Raw genomic sequence first — 18,808 nt, 5'->3', positions numbered from 1 at the left:
CTATACGCCGAAGATCGGAGGTAGTGCGAGCACCATGACCAGCCCCCAGAAGAAGTGGGTGAGCATCGGTGCGAGCACTCCTCCGGTCATGCGGCGCTCGTAGGCGCAGACGTAGCCGAGGATCAGGCCGGCGAAGCCCAGCATCGGGTTGCCTGCGGCCGACACCGCGATCGCGTAGACGATCGTCGAGATCAGCACGGGCCGGAACTTGCCGAGCGCGCTGTAGAGCGCGCCGCGGAAGAACATCTCCTCGGCGAGGCCGTTGATCAGGGTGATGAAGGTGACGAGGAAGATCGGTCCGTAGTTGGTGTACTCGAGGACCCGCACGATGTAGTCGCGCACCGGCGGGATCTCGCGTGCCACCAACCCACCGACGATGAACGCCGCACCGAGCGACAGCCCGATGATCGTTCCGGTGAGGATCGGTCGACGGTTCTTCGACCGGAACTCCACGTGGCCGAAGTGCACGGGCCCAGACAGCCGCGCGCCCGCCGCCCACACGCCGGCCAGCGCCAGGGTCAGGCCGTAGAACGACGCATCGCCGGGTTCGCGGGTCAGGGAGAAGCCGAGCAGCACTGCGCCGATGACGAGGACGACGCCGACGATGATCCGTCTGCGACGAACCAGCTTCTCGGTTTCCTGGTAGGGAGCGGCCCGCGAGCCGACGATGTCGCCGAATTCGCTGAAGAGGTTCAAGAGCTAGCTCCCCGGGGCACGAGTCCGATCATGACATCCAATCCGGTGCGCACCCAGGCCGCCACCGGGCCGGGCACGTTGTCGATGAGGCACAGCGCAGGCTTGGCCGCCGATGGCGTGACGCGCGACGCCAGGCCGCGAATCCGGAACGTGTCACCGCCCGCCCACCGCGGGTCGGTGTCGGCGAGGTGGTGCGGGTCGCTGAGTTCGTTCACGGGCAGTGGCCGCTGCCGTTCCAGCGACCGGGCTATTGCGTCGTCGGTGTCGACGAGCCCGCCGGGCGGGTCGGGCACGAGGTGGGTCAGCCCTCTCGACGACGCCTTCATCGGGTGGTCGAGCGATTCGACGAGGTCGCCGGACAGGCCGCCGGGTACCGGCAGGATCAGCCCGGTCACCGCGGACACGAGTGAGGTGTCGATGCCGAACAGCGGGAGGCCCGGGCGCCACAGGCCCGCCACCCGCGCGTAGCTCAGCAGCAGTTCGCCGTAGGTCGTGGTCTCCGGGCCGTGAATGTCGTAGGAGCCCGGTGGCACGCGGTCGGGATCGGCGGCGGCGACCAGGTAGTAGAGCGCGTCGCTGATCGAGATCGGGTCCAGCGGATTGCTCGCCCACGACGGCAGCGGGATGACCAGGAAGCGGTCGGCCACGTAGCGCAGCATCTCGAACGACGTCGAGCCCGCGCCGATGATGATGGCGGCGCCCAGCCAGACCACCTCGGGCCCACCCTCGATGGTGAGCGCTTCGGCCACCTCGGCCCGGCTGGCGAGGTGCTCGGACAGTTCGCCGTCGGTGGGTACGAACCCGCCGAGGTAGACGATTCGCTTGACGCCCGCGGCCTTCGCGGCCCTCGCGACGTTGGCCGCGGCGAGGTTGTCCGCCTCGCGGAAGCCGGGTTGGCCGATGCCGTGCAGCAGGTAGTAGACGACGTCGACGTCACCGGCGAGCTTGAACGCGCTGGTCGCGGAGTCGGGGTCGTCGGCGTCGAGGTAGGCCGCCTTGACGTCGTCGATCCATCCGAACATTCCGAGTTTCGCGAGATTGCGGGATCCGACGATGACGTCGTGGCCTTCGGCGAGCAGTGCGGTGACGAGCCTGGAACCGACGTAGCCGGTAGCGCCCGTGACAAGCGCTCGCATGGGTTTCACGATACCGATGTACCCGGGCCGGCTCGCGGGGAACCGTGGTGTGGTCGGCTTCGCACCGTGAACACCCCGGCGTCGACGGCGGCGAGCGCCGCGTCGGCGGCGCGTACGGCGTCGCGCCTGGTCAGCGGCGTCCGCAGGATCAGCCACTGGTAGTACAGCGGGGCGGAAACGGCGCGGATGACCGCGGCGCCATCGGTGCCCGCGGGAGCCTCACCCCGTTCGACGCCGTCGTCGACGCAGGCGGCCCACTGCGCGATGCGGCGACCGTAGAACATCGCCAGCGCGTCGGCGGTGTCCGCGTCGAAGGTGGCTGCGGCGATGATCGACGAGAACAGTCCGCCGCTGCGCGGGTCGGAGAGCGTGCGACGGACCAGGTCGGCGTTGGCGCGTAGGTCGCTTCGGAGCGAGCCGGTGTCCGCCCGCGGGACCGAGGTCTCGGCCATGTCGTGCAGGAGGTCGGCCACCAGGGCGCCGATGGTCCCCCACCGCCGGTAGACGGTGCTCTTGCCGACCCCGGCGCGATCGGCGACGGCGGTGAGTTCGACACCGGCGAGGCCGGACTCGACCAGCAGGTCGGCCACCGCGTCGAGCACGGCCGTGCGGACGGCGGCGGTGCGGCCGCCGGGCCGACGGGCGGGCGTGGTCGTCACGGGTTCCACGTTAACGGGAATGGATTCCCATTGCGCCGGAGTTGCACCCCATGACCGTTAACGGGAATCAATTCTCTATAAGGAGTGAACGTGGACCAACGACGAGTGGGCGACTCCGGGCTCGTGGTGTCGGAACTGGGTTTCGGCGCCGCAACCTTCGGCGGCGTCGGCGACTTCTTCGGCGCCTGGGGTGACACCGACGTCGAAGCCGCCCGCCGGATCGTCGAGGCGTGCCTCGAGGCCGGCGTCACCCTGTTCGACACCGCCGACGTGTACTCCGCGGGCGCCTCCGAGGAGGTTCTGGGCGCTGCCCTGCGGGGCAGGCGCGACGAGGTGGTCGTCTCGACCAAGGCCGGGCTGCCGATGGGACCCGATGACTGGGGAACCTCGCGCACCAGGCTCTTGCGCTCCGTCGACGACGCGCTGCGCCGGTTGCAGACCGATCGGATCGACCTGTTCCAACTGCACGGCTACGACGCCCGCACCCCCATCGACGAAGTGCTGCAGACACTCGACGTCCTCGTCACTGCGGGCAAGATCCGCTACGTCGGGGCGTCGAACTTCTCCGGCTGGCAGCTGATGAAGTCCCTCGCGCTCGCCGACGCCACCCATCGCCCCCGCTACGTCGCGCATCAGGTCTACTACTCGCTGGCCGGGCGGGACTACGAGTGGGAACTCATGCCGCTGGCCGCGGCCGAGGGCGTCGGCGCGATCGCGTGGAGCCCGCTGGGCTGGGGGCGGCTGACCGGGAAGATCCGTCGCGGCACGCCGCTACCCGAGCGCAGCCGCCTGCACGCCACCGCGGACGCCGGTCCGCCGATCGACGACGAGCGGCTGTTCGCGATCGTTGACGTGCTCGACGAGATCGCTTCGGAGACGGGCAAATCCGTGCCGCAGATCGCCTTGAACTGGCTGCTGACCCGACCGACGGTGGCGTCGGTGATCGTCGGCGCACGCGACGAGCGGCAGCTGGCCGAGAACCTGGGCGCGGTCGGCTGGCGGTTGACCGGCGACCAGTTGGATCGGCTGCACGCGGTGAGCCGGACCGAGGCGCCCTACCCGTACTTCCCGTATTACCGGCAGGAGGGCTTCGCGCGGCTCAATCCGCCGCCTGCGGGCTAGCCGCCCGCGCCCCGGTGCATGTCGATCAGGTGCGTGTAGAGCAGCGCGTTGTTGCGATTGTTGGTGACCTCGTCCTCACCGAGTTCGCGGCGGACCTTGCCGGGAACGCCCGCGACCAGCGAGCCGGGCGGGATCTCGACGCCCTGGGCCACGACCGCACCCGCCGCGACCAGCGAGCCGCGGCCGATGCGCGCGCCGTTGAGCACCACTGCGCCCATGCCGATCAGGCAGCCGTCCTCGATGGTGCACCCGTGCAGCACGGCGTTGTGGCCGACGCTGACGTCCGCGCCGATCGTCGCGGGGAAGCCGGGGTCGACGTGGATGGTCACGTTGTCCTGGACGTTGGAGCCGTCCCCGATCTCGATCGGCTCGATCTCCGCGCGCAGCGTGGCGCCGTACCAGATGCTGGCCTTGGCCCCCAACGAGATTCGTCCGACGAGGGCGGCGTTCGGCGCCACCCACGCGTCGGCGTGCAGCTGGGGCGAGTGGCCGTTGACGGTCAGGATCAGAGGCTCTGGCATGCCGCGATCGTAGGCACCGCCGGCGTGGCGCCGGTCACGCGCCCTGGTAGACCCTGCGGTACCTCGCCGGCGACATGCCCACGCCGCGCCGGAGATGGTGGCGCAGGTTGCCCGCGGTCCCCAGCCCCGACAGCCGTGCCACCTCGTCGATTCCGAGGTCGCGCGTCTCGAGGAGTTCGCGGGCCAGGTCGAGGCGGCGCTGGCGGATCCACACGCCGGGAGCCTGGCCGGTCTCCTCCCGGAAGCGCCGGTTGAACGTGCGTGGGCTCATGTGTGCGCGCCGGGCGAGCAGCTCCACGGTCAGTTCGCCGTCGAGGTGCCGCAGCGCCCACTGTCGGATGGCAGCCGTCGACGCATCGTCGGCCACCGGGATCTGATGGTCGATGAACTGCGCCTGACCGCCCTCGCGCCACGGCGGCACCACGCAGTGCCGCGCCACGCGGTTGGCCACCTGCACGCCGTGATCGGCGCGAATCAGGTGCAGGCACAGGTCGATTCCCGCGGCCAGACCGGCGGACGTCAGCACGTCACCCTCGTCGACGAACAAAACGTTCTCGTCGACGTCGACGAGCGGGTGCATGCGTTGCAGATCGGCGGCGAACTTCCAGTGGGTGGTCGCGCGCCGACCGTCGAGCAGGCCTGCGGCGGCCAGCACGAACGCCCCCGTGCAGATCGACACCATCCGGGTCCCGGGCCGCACCGAGGCCAGCGCCTCCCGCAGCCGGTCCGGGAGCACGCCCTGGGTGCGCGCCTCGGGGTAGCGCGTGCCCGGTATCACCACGGTGTCGGCGGTCGCGAGCGCTTCCGGGCCTGCCGCCGGGACGACGTCGAAGCCCGACGTGCCGGGCACCGGCTGACGGTCCAGCCCACAGGTGATGACGTCGTAGAGGCCTTCGCCCGCGTCGTCCTCGGCGGACCCGAACAGCATCGGCGCGATCGCGGCGTCGAAACCGACGACCGGCGCGAGCAGGAGGACCACGACGCGATGCGGCATGCCACCATCTTGGCACGTTCTTGACGACTGCTGGCATTCATGCCACTAGCGGGTGACTCGATCACCGATCAGAGTGTTCGGGTGGCTATGACTGGTCCTGAGACGGCCGACCTCGAGGCGGAGACGCGGCGGCCGGGTCCGCGCGTGCACTGGGCGTGGGTGGTGGCGGCGGTCGGCTTCGTCGCGATCCTCGGCGCGGCGGGCTTCCGCTCGGTGCCCGGCGTGATGATGATGCCGCTGCACGACGAATTCGGGTGGTCGCACGGCACCGTCGGCCTGGCGATGTCGGTCAACATGACGTTGTTCGGGCTCACCGCGCCCTTCGCGGCGGCGCTGATGGACCGCTTCGGCGTCCGGCCCGTGCTGTGCGCGGCGCTGCTGCTCATCACGGCCGGATCGGCGCTGTCGGTGACGATGACGGCGAGCTGGCAGCTGGTGCTGTTCTGGGGCGTGCTGGTCGGCATGGGCACGGGGTCGATCTCGATGGGTTTCGTGGCGACCATCGCCACGCGGTGGTTCGAGGAACGGCGCGGGCTGGTGACGGGCGTGCTCACCGCGGCAGGCGCGACGGGACAGCTGGTGTTCCTGCCGGTCGTCGCCGAGGTGACCACCCGACACGGCTGGCGCTGGGCGTCGTTGATTGTGGCCGCCGCGGCGCTGGCGGTCGTCCCCCTGGTCCTGGTGTTCATGCGCAACCATCCCTCCGACCGCGGCCTCACGGCCTACGGCGCCACCGAGGCCTCCCCGCCTGCCGTCGTTCCCACGGGCAGCTTCCGCGCGGCCTTCGACGGTCTGCGCATCGGCGCCCGCGTTCCCGCCTTCTGGCTGCTGGCGTCGAGCTTCGCGATCTGCGGCATGACCACCAACGGGCTGATCGGCACCCACTTCATCCCCGCGGCCAACGACCACGGCATGCCGACCACCGTCGCGGCGGGACTATTGGCGACCGTCGGGATCCTCGACGTCGCGGGCACCGTGTTCTCCGGCTGGCTGACCGACCGCGTCGACCCCCGACTGCTGCTCGTCGTCTACTACGCGGGCCGCGGCCTCTCGCTGCTGTGCCTGCCCGCCCTGCTCTCACCGCACGCCAACCCGGGCACCTGGGTCTTCATCATCTTCTACGGGCTGGACTGGGTGGCCACCGTGCCACCGACGATCGCCCTGTGCCGCACCTACTTCGGTGCGCGCACCCCCGTGGTCTTCGGCTGGGTGTTCGCCTCCCACCAGATCGGCGCCGCCGTCGCCGCCGCGGGCGCGGGCTGGCTGCGGGACCTCCAGGGCGACTACGACCTCGCCTTCTATCTGGCCGCCGGACTGTGTGCCGTCGCCGTGCTGCTGTGCCTGGGCGTGCGCGCACCGGCGTCGCGCACCCCGGTGTGACCTCGTGGCCCAGGTCACTCCGATTTGGCGGATGGCGTGACCGTCCACATACCATTCGTGGGGCGATGCGTCGGGGGATGCAGTTTCTTCGCCCCATTCAACGACCGACACGTCGCACGAGCTGAGGAGCCGAACGTGAAGACTCAAACCAGCAAGGCCCTGGGAATGACGGCGGCGATCGCCGCTCTCGCAGTGTCGCTGCCGATGGCGATCACCGCTCAGGCCGAGCCGACGCCCACCGAGACCACCACCGTCAAGCCGCCCGCCGATCCGCAGGGCAACTGCGACCCGGTGCGCAGCGAGCTGTCCACCGCGGGCACCAGCCTCGCCAACCTGGCGACCAAGCCCGTCGGCCAGGTCATCGCGGGCATCCCGTCGCTGAGCACGTTCTCGTCGGCCATCTCGGGCGGACTGAACCCCGAGGTGAACATCGTCCCGGTGCTGGAGAACGGCCCCTACGTCGTCTTCGCCCCGACCAACGACGCCTTCGCCAAGCTCGATCCGGCGCAGCTCGAGGCGCTGCGGACCGATCCGGCCGCGCTGAGCAAGCTGGACTACTACCACGTCTTCCTCGGCCTGCTGAACCCCGGCGACGTGGCGGGCCAGCGGCCCACCCAGCAGGGTGAAGAGGTGCTGGTCACCGGCAAGGACGGCGACATCAAGGTCAACGACACCGCCAAGGTGATCTGCGGCGGCATCCAGGCAGCCAACGCACGGATCTACATCATCGACACGGTGCTCGATCCGGCCGCGCCGCCCGCGCCGCTGACGCCGAAGACGTCCTTCGACAACACCGGCAAGCCGCTCACCCCGACGTCGTCGGCCACCACGACCTCCAGCGTGGCGCCCGCCGTCGGCTGACACACCACGAAAGAACGGCCCGGGACCACGTTGTCCCGGGCCGTTCTCGTTCGTGGGGGCCGTACCAGAGGCCGTACTAGAGGCCGAGGTCCTTGCCGATGATCTCCTTCATGATCTCGGTGGTGCCGCCGTAGATCGTCTGGATGCGGACGTCGACGTAGTCGCGGGCCACCTTGTACTCGTTCATGTAGCCGTAGCCGCCGTGCAGCTGGACGCAGGCGTCGACGACGCGCTTGTTCAGCTCGGTGCACCACCACTTGGCCTTGGACGCCTGCACGGCCGTCAGCTCGCCGTCGACCGCGGCGCGCAGGCAACGGTCGATGTACTGCTCGCCGATCTCCAGTTCCGTGTCCAGCTCGGCCATCACGAAGCGGCTGTGCTGGAAGCTGCCGATCGGCTTGCCGAACGCCTTGCGATCCTTCACGTACTGCAGCGTGTCGTCGAACGTGGCACGCGCGCCCGCGATGGCCGCGATCCCGATCGACAGCCGCTCGGACGGCAGGTTCGTCATCAGGTGGTAGAAGCCCTTGCCCTCCTCGCCGAGCAGGTTCGCATCGGGCACGCGCACGTTCTCGAAGTGCAGTTCGGCGGTGTCGGCGAAGTGCAGCCCCATCTTGTCGAGCTTGCGCCCGCGGGTGAAGCCCGGCATGTCGCGTTCGACGACCAGCAGCGAGAAGCCCTTGTGGCCTGCGTCGGGATTGGTGCGCGCCACCACCACGACCAGGTCGGAGTTGATGCCCGCGGAGATGAACGTCTTGGAGCCGTTGAGGATCCAGTCGTCGCCGTCGCGCACCGCAGTGGTCTTGATGCCGGCCAGGTCGCTGCCCGCGCCGGGCTCGGTCATCGCGACCGCACCGATGAGTTCGCCGGTGATGTAGCCGGGCAGCCACCGCGCCTGCTGCTCGTCGTTGGCGAGGTTCGCGAAGTACGGACCGACGATGTCGTTCTGCAGGCTCAGCCCCGGGGTCGCCGCCCCGTAGCGGGCGAACTCCTCGACGATCACGGCGTTGAACCGGAAGTCCTCGACGCCACCGCCGCCGAACTTCTCCGGCAGGTTGAAGCCGATCAGGCCGTACTTGCCTGCGGCGACGTAGGATTCGCGGTCGACGAGGCGCTCGCTCTCCCACTTCTCGGCGTACGGCGCGCACTCCTTCTCGAGAAACTGACGCGCGGTCTGCCGCAATTGCTCGTGCTCTTCTTCGAAGACGAGTCTCTTCATGGGTGTGCCCTTCCTACTTCGCTTGCCAGACCGGTGGGCGCTTTTCGGCGAAGGCCATCGGCCCTTCCTTGGCGTCCGCCGAGCGCAGGACGGCGCCCATTTCGCGCATCGTCCTGGTCCAGCCCGCCTGCTCGCCGGTGATGGCGCCCTCGTCGACGCCAAGGGCTACGCGCTTGCTCGCCCACACCGCCAGCGGTGCGTTGACGGTGATCCGCTCGGCCAGCGCCAGAGCGGCGTCGACCACGGTGCCGTCGGGCACCACCTGGTTGATCAGACCCCACTTGAGGGCATCGGCCGACGTCATCGGCTCGCCGGTGAAGATCATCTCCATCGCAACCTTGCGGGGCAGATGGTCGACGATGCGGAACACTCCGCCCGCCGCGGCGATCAGACCCCGCTTCACCTCGGGCAGACCGAACGTCGTCCGCTCCTCGGCCACCACCAGGTCACTGGCGAGCGCCAGCTCGGTGCCGCCGCCGAGCGCGGTGCCGTTGACCGCGGCGATGGTCGGCTTGTCGATCAGGTGCTGGACGTAGCCTGCGAAACCCCACTCGCCGTGTTCGGGGTGGTACAGGTTCTCCCGCCGTGCGATGGCCTTGAGATCCGCACCGGCACAGAAGGTCTGACCGGCGCCGGTGATGACGACGGCCCGCACCTCGGGGTCGTGCTGCGCCTCGTCCAGCGCGTCGCCGACGGCGATGCTCACCGATGCGTTGATCGCATTGCGCGCCTCGGGCCGGTTGAGCGTGATCAGCAGGACGTTGCCCCGGCGCTCGGTGAGAGCGCCGGGTGCAGCCGTCTCGGTCTCCGCCGTCACAGCAGCTCGAGGATGGTGGCGTTGGCCTGCCCGCCGCCTTCGCACATGGTCTGCAGGCCGTACTGAATTCCGTTGTCGCGCATGTGGTACAGCATCGTGGTCATGATGCGGGCGCCGGAGCCGCCGAGCGGGTGACCCAGCGCGATGGCCCCGCCGTTGGGGTTGAGCCGCTTCTCGTCGGCGCCGATGTCGGAGAGCCAGGCCAGCGGAACCGGCGCGAACGCCTCGTTGACCTCGAACACGCCGATCTCGTCGAGCGAGAGTCCGGAGCGCTTGAGTGCCTTCTGCGTTGCCGGGATCGGCGCGGTCAGCATGATCACCGGGTCGGCACCGGCCAGCACCGCGGTGTGCACCTTGGCCAGCGGCTTGAGGCCGAGGCTCTTCGCCTTCTCGGCGGACATGAACAGCAGTGCGGCGGAGCCGTCGGAGATCTGAGAGGCGTTGCCCGCGTGGATGACACCGTCCTCCTTGAAGGCCGGCTTGATTCCTGCCATCTTCTCGATGGTTCCGCCGCGACGGATGCCCTCGTCCTTGAGCACGACGGACTCGCCGTCCTCACCGGTGACCTTGATGCCGACGATCTGGTCGTCGAACGCACCCGCGTCCTGCGCGGCCGCGGCCTTCTCGTGCGAGCTGAGGGAGAACTGGTCGAGCGCGGTGCGGTCGAAGCCCCACTGTTCGGCGATCATCTCGGCGCCGGTGCCCTGGTTCGGGGTCTGGCTGTAGCGGCTGCGGAAGGCCTCCGGGTACGGGTGGCCGCCGTTGGCCAGTGACGAGCCCATCGGGGTGCGCGACATGGACTCGACGCCACCGGCGACGACGACGTCGTAGTGTCCTGCGACCACGCCTGCGGCGGCGAAGTGCACCGACTGCTGGCTCGATCCGCACTGCCGGTCGACGGTCACGCCGGGCACGCTCTCGGGCCATCCAGCTGCGAGCACCGCGGTGCGCGCGATGTCGAGCGCCTGCTCGCCGGCCTGCATGACGCAGCCCCAGATGACGTCGTCGACGAGGGCGGGGTCGATGCCCGCGCGCTGGACGAGGCCATTGAGGACCTGCGCGGAGAGTTCGCCCGGGTGTACGCCGGACAGTCCGCCGTTGCGCTTTCCGACAGGCGAGCGAACCGCCTCGACGATGACGGCTTCGGCCATGGAATTCTCCTTCGACGTGGGGTGACGACGCTCGGGCGCGCCAGAATGATCCTCATCGACGGTAAAGGAGTAGGTTTACTAGGTCAACCTACTGGTTGGTAGACCTTGGCGGCGGCCGTTGGCTGCCCGGTCGTCGCTCACATGTTTTACTGAGTTGACCTGCTGGCAACCCGGCCACGGTCGTATTCGAGGAGGCGCGTTGGCCCGCAACACCCCACTCGCGCCCATGATCGGGCCGGAGTCGGTGGCGTCGCTCAGCGGTGCACCCGTGCGCTCCCCCAAGACCGCCGAACTCGTCGCAGGGACGCTACGCCGCATGGTCGTCGACGGTCAGCTCAAGGAAGGCGACTTCCTGCCCAACGAGGCCGAGCTGATGACCCACTTCGGCGTCAGCAGGCCCACGCTGCGCGAGGCGGTCCGCGTCCTCGAGTCCGAGCGGCTGGTCGAGGTGCGACGCGGATCGCGCACCGGCGCCCGGGTACGGGTGCCGGGCCCCGAGATCGTCGCCCGCCCCGCGGGTCTGCTGCTCGAACTGTCCGGCGCCACCATCGCCGACGTCCTCGTCGCCCGGTCGGGCATCGAGCCGATGGCGGCCCGACTGCTCGCCGAGAACGCCACCCCGGAGGCGCTCGAAGAACTCGAGTCGATGCTCGCGGAGCACATCCCGGCGGGCTGGCAGTCGGGCCGATTGGCCGAGGCCACCGGCGACTTCCACCTCCGCATGGTCGAGATGTCGGGCAACTCCACCCTGACCATCATCGCGGGCATGCTGCAGGAGATCACCGTGCGGCACACCGCCTTCGCCATCAAGGAGCACCGCGAGGTGTCCAAGGCGGAGTACGACAAGCTCCTGCGGTCCTACCGCCGTCTGCTCACGCTGCTGCGGGCCGGCGACGGCGCCGCCGCGGAGGCGCACTGGCGCAAGCACCTCGACACAGCACGCGAGCTGCTGCTCGAGGGATTCGAGAACATCAAGGTCCGCGACGTCATGCAGTGACGTCTCGAGCTGTGACGTCTCAAGCAGTGACCGACTTCGACCAGGTGACCTGAACCGGCACCGTGTCGTCCCACGGCTGCCGGGTCACCATGTCGGCGACCTCGACGACGCCCCGCTCGAACTCACCGGTCGCCGCATCGACGAGGCGGTACTCCTGGCGCTGCCGATGGATGGGCTGCGCGTCGAGCATCACGATGCGCACCTCGCCGGGTTCGAAGTGACAGCGCTGCTGTAGCGCCGCGACGAGCTGTTCGTTGCTCATGTGGCCGTCGCCGAAGTTCCAGCCGATCGCGGTGGACACGATGCGCTCGCCGTCGGTCAGCACGTAGTCGTCCTCGTCGTGGCCGGCCATCGCCCGATGGGCGAGGGTGAACATCGCGCGGCCGTGGGTGTTGAACGAGCGGAACGCATATCCCATGTAGAGGTACATCTGCGCCGTCTCCGGGCTGCCGTAGAACTTCTCCATCTGGGCCTGGGGCATGCTCGCGATGGAGACGACGTTCGCCTCGATCTTCGCCGACGCCGAGGGCTTGACGCACCACAGCGAGGTGTCCCAGTTGCCTGCGTAGTACCGCATGCCGGGCAGGAACGAGACCTTGCGCGGAAAGAGATTGCCCAGCACCACGATTCCGGCGGACACGGCGAGCAGCACGATCGGCCACGGGCTCTGCAGGTCGCTCAGGCCGATGTCCGCGTGGCCGACGAACAGCGCCAGCACGCTGAACATCATGAAGACGTTCCACTCCAGCGGCACGCCCATCGGGATCGACGACAGGATGCCGAAGTGGAAGCACAGCATCACGAATGCGGCGATCGCCGTCGGCCACCCGCCGTGGCTGAAAAACAGCACCAGCGGCACCAGCATCTCGATCGCGGTACTGATGTGCGCGAGCACCCGGGATGGCCTGCCCGGCCGCAGGTCGTCGGGGAAGTGCTCGAAGAACGCCCGCTTGATCCACTTCGGTCGGAACACGGGATTGTTGCTCATCATCGTGGAGATGACGAACGGGAAGTGCTTGTTCAGCTTGGACGTCGCCGCCCCGATCCAGATGGTCAGGCAGATGAGCTTCGCCGCGATGATCATGTCGGGGCCGCTGAAGAGGAAGCACAGCGCCAGCGACGCGTAGACCTCGCCGCGGGCGGCCAGGAAGATCACCTTGTCGCGCAGCCCGATCACGGCGAGCAGGCCGAGGATCGTCGCCGTCTGCCACACCGGCAGGACGCCGACCTCGGTGCCCAGCGCGGGAATCGGGCCGGAGCCGTCGGAGAAGATCGCGACGAGCAGCGCCACCAGCAGCGCGCCGTAGACGAGCGCGTCGAACGGCGTGCGGGCGTCACCGCGGGTGAGCGGGATGCGGTTGGGCCATGGGGGCAGCCGGATGGTGCCGGGACGCAGCCAGTAGAGGATCGAGCCCATCGGCGGGGAGAACCGGTTGTTCAGCGGGCCGAACCCGCAGCCGAGCCCCACGACCTCGAACAGCATCGTGTACAGCACGACCTTCTGGAACACGATGGGTTCGTCGTACCACTGCCCGACGTTGGTGAACCCGTCGACGCCGGTGGTCGTCAGGACCACCAGCCACGCGAACAGGACGTAGAGCAGGATCTTGACGACGTAGAACAGGTGCAGCGCGACGGGGGTGCCGAAGCCGACCTCGGCCCAGTGCCGGGCCATGGGCACGATCTTCTCGGAGCGGCTGCCCTTGCTCCATTCCTCGAAGTCGATCTCGGGGGTGGTCTGCTTGAGAAAACCCATGCGGGCAAGACTAGAACGTGTTCTCGTTTTGCAGAACCACTTTCCCTCGCGAGCAGACACGAAAGCCCCTCATTCCCGGCGGATGAGGGGCTTTTGCGTCTGCTCGCGGGCTAGGCGTCCTTCTGCGCGGGCGGCCGGAAGAAGATTGCCAACTGCCCGATGCCGCCGGCGAGGCCGAGCACCAGCGCGATCGCCAGGCCACCCCAACCCTGGACGAAGTCCCACAGGCCGGTATCGCGGAACAGCAGGTAGTCCAGGCTGAGCTTGCCCGCGCCGAGGCCTGCGATCGCCACCGCGGCGACGGCCAGGATGAGGTTGTACTCCCAGCCCTCCTTGACGATGAAGAAGCCGTTGTTGCGGTGCACCGTCCACGCCGCGACGAGCATCAGCGCCACGAAGCCCGCCGCGGGGATCGGCGTCAGCAGGCCGACCGCCAGGCCCAGGCCTGCGGCGACCTCGGTGGTGGCCGCCACCCGGGCGTGGAACATGCCGGGCTTCATGCCGATGCTGTCGAACCATCCGGCGGTGCCGGGGATCCGGCCGCCCCCGAAGAACTTGTTGTAACCGTGCGCGGCCATCGTCAGACCGAGCACGACGCGCAGCACCAGAAGTGCGAAATCGTAGGCTTCCACGTAACAGAATCTAGGGCATCTGTTACGCGGGCGGTCAAGCCCCCGACGGTCCGAGTGCCGCCGCCAGCCGCTCGAAGTAGCCGTCCAGACCTGCCTCGCCGCCGATCGCGGACTCGCGGGCGTGCACGCTCACCGAGATCGCGTCGCCGATGCCGTGCACGCCGTGGACGAGCCCCATCATCGGCGACAGCGCCGGTACGTCCGAGGTGACGACGACGGGTGCGCCGCCGAACTCGAGGTCCGCGGCGCCGCGGTCGACGCTGGTCACCACGGTGTTGCCGGTGACGCTCGACGACCGCGCGGCCGGGTCGAACTTCCCCACCCCCCAGCGCAACAGTGGCGCCGGCATCGCCGCGAAGGCCAGGTCGCCCGCGCGGTTCGCGGGATGCTCGGCACGGCGCCTGCGGGCATCGAGGTCGGCGGCGATGCGGGCTGCCCGGGTTGCGAGCGGCACGTCTGGATGCAGGTCGACCGCGACGTTGCCGTAGTGGTTGTGGGCCAGGCGCGGGCCGCGGTGGGCCATCGGTACCTCGGCGCCGAGCGGAACGGGGTCGTCGCCGAACTCGCGCAGCAGCCAGGCGAGCGCCTCTGACACCGCTGCCAGCGCGGTCACGGTCACCGGACCCTCGCGCCACTCGTCGCGCCTGCGGACGACCGTGCGCAACAGCGTCGTGCCCGCCGACCACTCGTTGGTCCGCCGCAGCGGGTACTGCTGGGCGGGCGGCGGCACGACGCCCGACCGCTCGTCGCGGACCATCTCTCGGTGCGCGAGGGCGGCGCGCACACCGCGCCAGGGCATCGCGGCGGGTCCGCCTCGGGGTGGGCGGGCCTGGGGTATCGGACCCCGGCGCCCGAACAGCGTGGCCGCCAGCGCAGCCAACCGGGTGCCGTCGCCGAGCGCGTGGACGGCGTGGAATGCGGCCACGGTGCCCGGCCCGGTCGACCCGGGTATCCCGTCGACGCCGGGAAACACGTGCAGTCGCCACGGCGCGACGTATGGGTTCAACGGCGCCTCGCTGAGCGCGACGGCCGCTGCGAGGCAGCCGGCCCAGCGCGCGTCCGATGGCTCGTGCACGACCAACCGGTCGTCGACGCCCGAGCCGATCCACGCGGGATACCCTCCGCGACTTCGGTTCTCGACCCGCACCGCGAGGTCGCCACACGCCCGCGCGCGTCGGGCGACGGTCGCGAGAGCGTCCGGCAGGTCGCCGGGCACCCCGTCGAACCCGTAGATCAGCACCTGATCGCTCGGGATCTTCTCCGCCAGCCACAGCGTCTGCGCATCGGCGGGCGCGAGTGGCCGGGCGGTCATGGACCAAGGCTAGGCTGCAGCGATGCTTCCAGCGGCAAGTGACGACGGCGCGGTGCTCGTGACCGGCGCGTCGTCGGGCATCGGCGACGAACTGGCGCGCGACTTCGTCAGGCGCGGACGCACGGTGATCCTGGTAGCGCGGCGCGCCGAGAAGCTGCAGGCCCTCGCCGACGCGCTCGGCTCGTCGGCGCATGTGCTGCCTGCCGACCTGTCCAGCGCCGAGGACCGCGCGGCACTCCCCCGGCGCGTCGCCGACCTCGGCCTGGTGGTCGACGTCCTGGTCAACAACGCCGGGCTCAGCACGTCGGGTCCGGTGGCCGAATCCGATCCCGCAGCCGAACTGAACCTCGTCGAGGTCGACGTCTGCGCTGTGGTCGACCTGTGCAGCAGGTTCGTCCCCGGCATGGTGGCGAGGGGACGCGGCGCGGTGCTCAACGTGGCCTCGGTCGGCGCGTTCGGCCCGCTGCCCGGGCAGGCGGCCTACGGCGCCGCCAAGGCCTTCGTGCTGTCCTACACCCAGGCGCTCGGTCAGGAGCTGCACGGTACCGGCGTCACGTCGGCCACGCTGTGTCCGGGACCGGTAAAGACCGGTTTCGGTGCGGCGGCAGGCATTTCGGACGCCGACGCCGAGGCATCGCTGCCGAAGGTCATGTGGGTCGACGCGGCCGAAGTCGCCAGGACCGCGATCGACGGCCTGGACGCCGGCCGCACCGTCATCGTGCCCGGCGTGTTCAACCGCATCGGCGCTGCTGCGTACCAGGCGCTCCCACGCAAGCTGCTGCTGCCGATCCTGGCGCGCAGCCATCCGTCGCTGAAGAAGCGCTAGCGTTCGACGAACTCGACTATCAGCCGGGCGACCACGTCGGGCTGTTCGAGCTGCAGGAAGTGCCCGGCGTCGTCGACCAGTGCGGTCCGACTGCCGTCGGGCAGTGCACGCGTCACCCAACGGGTGTAGTCCGCCGACGCGCAGCCGTCGTCGGTCCCGTGCAGGTACAGCGTCGGCAGCGCAGGCTGCGACAGCCAATGCCGGTGCAGCTCGGCATAACTCGCGGGCGGCTTGCTCGCGCGGACGGTCTGCCGGTAGTACGCCAGCGCGGCGCGCCAGTTGTCCGGCGACCCGATGGCCGCCTTGACCAGGGCGACGTCCTCGGTGGCGTCGTAGCCCGGCGACCATTGCCGCCACAGCCGCGGGATCAGCCACGACGCGGAACGGTCCGGCAGATAGGGCAATTGGTGATAGGCGATGTACCAGCTGCGCATCAGCTGGCGCGGGATCCCCGCGAGCAACCTGCCGACGTCGGGCACCTTGCCCCGGAACGACGCCGAGGGAGGCACCGACATGATGACGGCCTTGGTGAACGGGCTGCCGGGCATGGCTGCGAGCCCGGTGGCGGCGATCGCACCCCAGTCGTGCCCGATGAGGACGTCCCGGTCGGTGCCGCCCGCGGCGTCGCGCACGCGCAGCGCGTCGTCCATCAGGGCGCCGACGTGGTAGCTGCCGTCCGATGCCAGCGACGACGGCGCGTAGCCGCGCAGGAACGGGGCGACGACGCGGTAGCCGGCCGCCACCAGCGCAGGGGCCACCTTGCGCCACCCGTGCGCGGTATCGGGAAAACCGTGCAGGCACAGGGCAATCGGGCCGTCTTCGGGTCCCCACACCAGCGCCTTCACGTCGACGGCGGGCGTCGATACGTCGAGGATTCGCGGATCGGTCATGCCATCACACCGGATCGAAGCCCGAGATCAGCCACCGGTCGTCCACCTTGTCCATGGTCACCCGGACGCTCGATGCGGTGTTCGCCGGAGCGGCATTACCCACGACCACGCTCTGGTTGACGAACACCAGCACGACGGCCCGATCCGGGCCGGCCGAGACCGCCGCGGCCTGCGGCACGCTCGCGGTCGCCGCGATCTGCTTCTCCTTGGCGCCGGGGATCACGACGTCGTTGATCAGCGCGGTGTAGGTGTCCAGGAACGGGCCGGTGATCAGGTTGCGGGCGTCGCCGAGCTGCTGCTCCACCTGATCGGGCGTGTAGGACAGCAGCTTGACGGTGCTGTCGCTGGCGGCCTGGACCGTCTCGGTGCGCACTTCGTCGTCGGTGCGCACCGAGTCGTCGACGAACTTCAGGTACGCCGCGGCGAGCGCGAGCAGCAGCACCAGTCCCGGCAGGATTCCGTAGGCGAGCACGCGGGTCCAGTCGGTCCCTGGGGTCGCGTGGGTGGTGGCCGTCCCGACGGCGGGTGGGGTGTGTGCCGTCTCCGGCGTGGTGTCGGCCTCGATCGCCGTGCTCTCGGGCTCCACGGCGGCGGTCTCGTCGTCGCCTGGAACCGTGCGATCCGTCATGCCACGAACTCCACGTTGGACACCTTTGCATCGGCCCCGACCTGCTGCACCGAGATGAGCATGCGCCAGGATCGCGGCGTCTGCGGGGGCTGACCCTCGACCGCGGTGTCGACGGTGACCGCGAGGACGACCTTGGCACCGTCGGCGGTCTGGTCCTTGATGCCGGCCTCGGTCACCGAGCCGACGGACTTCGACTTCACCTGCTTGACCACCTCCGCGAACGGTTGGGCGCGCCGCTGGAAGTCGTCGTAGAACGCACCGGTGGCCGAGTCGAGGATGCGTTGCACGTCCGCGTCGACCCGGGTGTAGTCGATGGTGGTCAGGTTGATGGCACCCTGCTTGCCCACCTGCAGGAACACTTCCCGCTGGTCGGCGAGTTCGCTCGACTGATGGGCGCGGAACGCAAGCCACCCGGTGAGCCCACTCAGTGCCAGCATGAGCACCAGCCCGGCGATGAGGGCCAGCTGCACGTGCGACGTCGGTGCCGCCGGAGCCGGCTCCGACGCGGTTGCGGTGTCGGACGCTTCGGTGGCCTCGGCGGCCTCGGTCGGTTCGCCGTCCGCGGTCGGCTGATCGGCGCCGGTCACCTCGGCCGTCGGGGCAGCATCGTCGTCTGCCATGTGTGCTCCTCCGTGGCGCTGCGAACCGGGGCGGCCCGCGTGTACGCGTGTGGGTCCGGTCCAAAGTACGTGCCCGTCGGAGCGTCTGGTGCGGCGACTCGCGGGGATCAGACTCCGTCCGCGGCGGCCTCCAGGTCGGCGATCACGATCTTGCGCATGCCCATCATGGCCGTGACCGCTGCGTCGGACCGCGCCGTGTCGGGGTCCTCGGTCAGCTCGTAGAGCCGCTTGGGCACGATCTGCCAGCTCAGTCCGAACCGGTCCTTGAGCCAGCCGCACTGCGATTCCTCGCCGCCGTCGACCAGCGCCGACCAGTAGTAGTCGACCTCGTCCTGGTCGGCGCAGAGCACTTCGAAGGACACGGCCTCGGTGAAGGGGAACTGCGGGCCGCCGTTGATGCCGAGGAAGCGCTGACCGTCGAGGACGAACGTTCCGTAGACGACGGCGCCCGCGTCGTTCGGCCAGGCCTCGGTGGCACGGACGAATCCCTCGATCGACGAGTTGGGGAACACCGAGGTGTAGAACGCGGCAGCGGCCTCGAGGTCGCCGTCGAACCAGAGTGAAGGAGTGATGTTGGGCATGCCGTACCGA

Annotated in this window: 20 protein-coding genes; 5 read left to right on the top strand and 15 right to left on the bottom strand. The window is 69.6% G+C overall.

Annotated elements, in window-relative coordinates:
* Genes G6N61_RS26780 through G6N61_RS26770 form a run of 3 tightly spaced genes read right to left on the bottom strand, consistent with a single transcriptional unit; the run spans position 1 to position 2,491 of the window.
* Positions 1-696, bottom strand: coding sequence for a CPBP family intramembrane glutamic endopeptidase (locus G6N61_RS26780; protein WP_163923534.1), 696 nt, complete (start codon positions 694-696; stop codon positions 1-3).
* A complete protein-coding gene (locus G6N61_RS26775; protein ID WP_163923531.1) occupies positions 693-1,841 on the bottom strand; it encodes an NAD(P)H-binding protein in 1,149 nt (382 codons plus the stop codon). Before G6N61_RS26775 ends, G6N61_RS26780 begins: the two co-directional genes overlap by 4 nt.
* On the bottom strand, positions 1,838-2,491 hold the full coding sequence (locus G6N61_RS26770; RefSeq protein WP_163923528.1) for a TetR/AcrR family transcriptional regulator: 654 nt from the start codon (positions 2,489-2,491) through the stop codon (positions 1,838-1,840). Before G6N61_RS26770 ends, G6N61_RS26775 begins: the two co-directional genes overlap by 4 nt.
* A 90-nt stretch (positions 2,492-2,581) precedes the next feature.
* Here G6N61_RS26770 and G6N61_RS26765 point away from each other — a divergent pair, with 90 nt between their 5' ends.
* Positions 2,582-3,613, top strand: a complete 1,032-nt coding sequence (locus G6N61_RS26765; RefSeq protein ID WP_163923525.1) for an aldo/keto reductase — start codon at positions 2,582-2,584, stop codon at positions 3,611-3,613.
* Here the strand turns inward: G6N61_RS26765 and G6N61_RS26760 are convergent.
* Both G6N61_RS26760 and G6N61_RS26755 read right to left on the bottom strand, forming a co-directional pair.
* Positions 3,610-4,134: a gamma carbonic anhydrase family protein gene (locus tag G6N61_RS26760; protein WP_163923522.1), complete on the bottom strand. Its 525-nt coding sequence runs from the start codon at positions 4,132-4,134 to the stop codon at positions 3,610-3,612. The genes G6N61_RS26765 and G6N61_RS26760 overlap by 4 nt on opposite strands.
* A 34-nt stretch (positions 4,135-4,168) precedes the next feature.
* On the bottom strand, positions 4,169-5,128 hold the full coding sequence (locus G6N61_RS26755; protein WP_163923520.1) for a GlxA family transcriptional regulator: 960 nt from the start codon (positions 5,126-5,128) through the stop codon (positions 4,169-4,171).
* Between the two features lie 87 nt (positions 5,129-5,215).
* Between G6N61_RS26755 and G6N61_RS26750 the strand changes: the two genes are divergently transcribed.
* The gene (locus tag G6N61_RS26750; protein WP_163925128.1) at positions 5,216-6,508 is read left to right on the top strand and encodes an MFS transporter; all 1,293 of its coding nucleotides are present in this window, start codon (positions 5,216-5,218) and stop codon (positions 6,506-6,508) included.
* Between the two features lie 135 nt (positions 6,509-6,643).
* The gene (locus G6N61_RS26745; protein ID WP_163923517.1) at positions 6,644-7,369 is read left to right on the top strand and encodes a fasciclin domain-containing protein; all 726 of its coding nucleotides are present in this window, start codon (positions 6,644-6,646) and stop codon (positions 7,367-7,369) included.
* 76 nt (positions 7,370-7,445) lie between these two features.
* On the opposite strand, the gene G6N61_RS26740 is transcribed toward G6N61_RS26745, so the two are convergent.
* Genes G6N61_RS26740 through G6N61_RS26730 form a run of 3 tightly spaced genes read right to left on the bottom strand, consistent with a single transcriptional unit; the run spans position 7,446 to position 10,556 of the window.
* The gene (locus G6N61_RS26740) at positions 7,446-8,588 is read right to left on the bottom strand and encodes an acyl-CoA dehydrogenase family protein (RefSeq protein WP_163923514.1); all 1,143 of its coding nucleotides are present in this window, start codon (positions 8,586-8,588) and stop codon (positions 7,446-7,448) included.
* A gap of 13 nt (positions 8,589-8,601) precedes the next feature.
* Entirely contained in the window at positions 8,602-9,405 is an 804-nt protein-coding gene (locus G6N61_RS26735; protein ID WP_163923510.1) for a crotonase/enoyl-CoA hydratase family protein, read from the bottom strand.
* Positions 9,402-10,556, bottom strand: coding sequence for a thiolase family protein (locus G6N61_RS26730; RefSeq protein WP_163923507.1), 1,155 nt, complete (start codon positions 10,554-10,556; stop codon positions 9,402-9,404). The genes G6N61_RS26735 and G6N61_RS26730 overlap by 4 nt, the downstream gene beginning before the upstream one ends.
* A 199-nt stretch (positions 10,557-10,755) precedes the next feature.
* Here G6N61_RS26730 and G6N61_RS26725 point away from each other — a divergent pair, with 199 nt between their 5' ends.
* Positions 10,756-11,553, top strand: a complete 798-nt coding sequence (locus tag G6N61_RS26725; RefSeq protein ID WP_163923504.1) for a FadR/GntR family transcriptional regulator — start codon at positions 10,756-10,758, stop codon at positions 11,551-11,553.
* Between the two features lie 19 nt (positions 11,554-11,572).
* Here G6N61_RS26725 and G6N61_RS26720 read toward each other — a convergent pair whose 3' ends face one another.
* The 3 genes from G6N61_RS26720 to G6N61_RS26710 form a co-directional block, all read right to left on the bottom strand.
* A complete protein-coding gene (locus G6N61_RS26720) occupies positions 11,573-13,309 on the bottom strand; it encodes a DUF3556 domain-containing protein (protein ID WP_163923501.1) in 1,737 nt (578 codons plus the stop codon).
* Positions 13,310-13,419: 110 nt separating this feature from the next.
* A complete protein-coding gene (locus G6N61_RS26715) occupies positions 13,420-13,941 on the bottom strand; it encodes a DoxX family protein (protein WP_163923498.1) in 522 nt (173 codons plus the stop codon).
* A gap of 34 nt (positions 13,942-13,975) precedes the next feature.
* The gene (locus G6N61_RS26710; RefSeq protein ID WP_163923495.1) at positions 13,976-15,253 is read right to left on the bottom strand and encodes a DUF1298 domain-containing protein; all 1,278 of its coding nucleotides are present in this window, start codon (positions 15,251-15,253) and stop codon (positions 13,976-13,978) included.
* A 22-nt stretch (positions 15,254-15,275) separates the two neighbouring features.
* Here G6N61_RS26710 and G6N61_RS26705 point away from each other — a divergent pair, with 22 nt between their 5' ends.
* Positions 15,276-16,079 (top strand): SDR family NAD(P)-dependent oxidoreductase, encoded by an 804-nt coding sequence (locus tag G6N61_RS26705; RefSeq protein ID WP_163923491.1) that lies wholly within the window; start codon positions 15,276-15,278, stop codon positions 16,077-16,079.
* Here the strand turns inward: G6N61_RS26705 and G6N61_RS26700 are convergent.
* From G6N61_RS26700 to G6N61_RS26685, 4 genes are all read right to left on the bottom strand, one after another.
* Entirely contained in the window at positions 16,076-16,969 is an 894-nt protein-coding gene (locus G6N61_RS26700) for an alpha/beta fold hydrolase (RefSeq protein WP_163923488.1), read from the bottom strand. The two genes, G6N61_RS26705 and G6N61_RS26700, sit on opposite strands and share 4 nt — an antisense overlap.
* Before the next feature lie 4 nt (positions 16,970-16,973).
* Positions 16,974-17,597, bottom strand: a complete 624-nt coding sequence (locus G6N61_RS26695) for a hypothetical protein (RefSeq protein WP_163923485.1) — start codon at positions 17,595-17,597, stop codon at positions 16,974-16,976.
* A complete protein-coding gene (locus tag G6N61_RS26690) occupies positions 17,594-18,217 on the bottom strand; it encodes an Rv1363c family protein (RefSeq protein WP_163923482.1) in 624 nt (207 codons plus the stop codon). The genes G6N61_RS26695 and G6N61_RS26690 overlap by 4 nt, the downstream gene beginning before the upstream one ends.
* A gap of 107 nt (positions 18,218-18,324) precedes the next feature.
* A complete protein-coding gene (locus G6N61_RS26685) occupies positions 18,325-18,798 on the bottom strand; it encodes a VOC family protein (protein WP_163925127.1) in 474 nt (157 codons plus the stop codon).
* Between the last annotated feature and the right edge of the window lie 10 nt (positions 18,799-18,808).

Origin of the sequence: Mycolicibacterium arabiense (assembly GCF_010731815.2) — a bacterium.
Taxonomy (GTDB): Bacteria; Actinomycetota; Actinomycetes; order Mycobacteriales; family Mycobacteriaceae; genus Mycobacterium; species Mycobacterium arabiense.
This window is presented reverse-complemented; position numbering and strand designations above follow the sequence as displayed.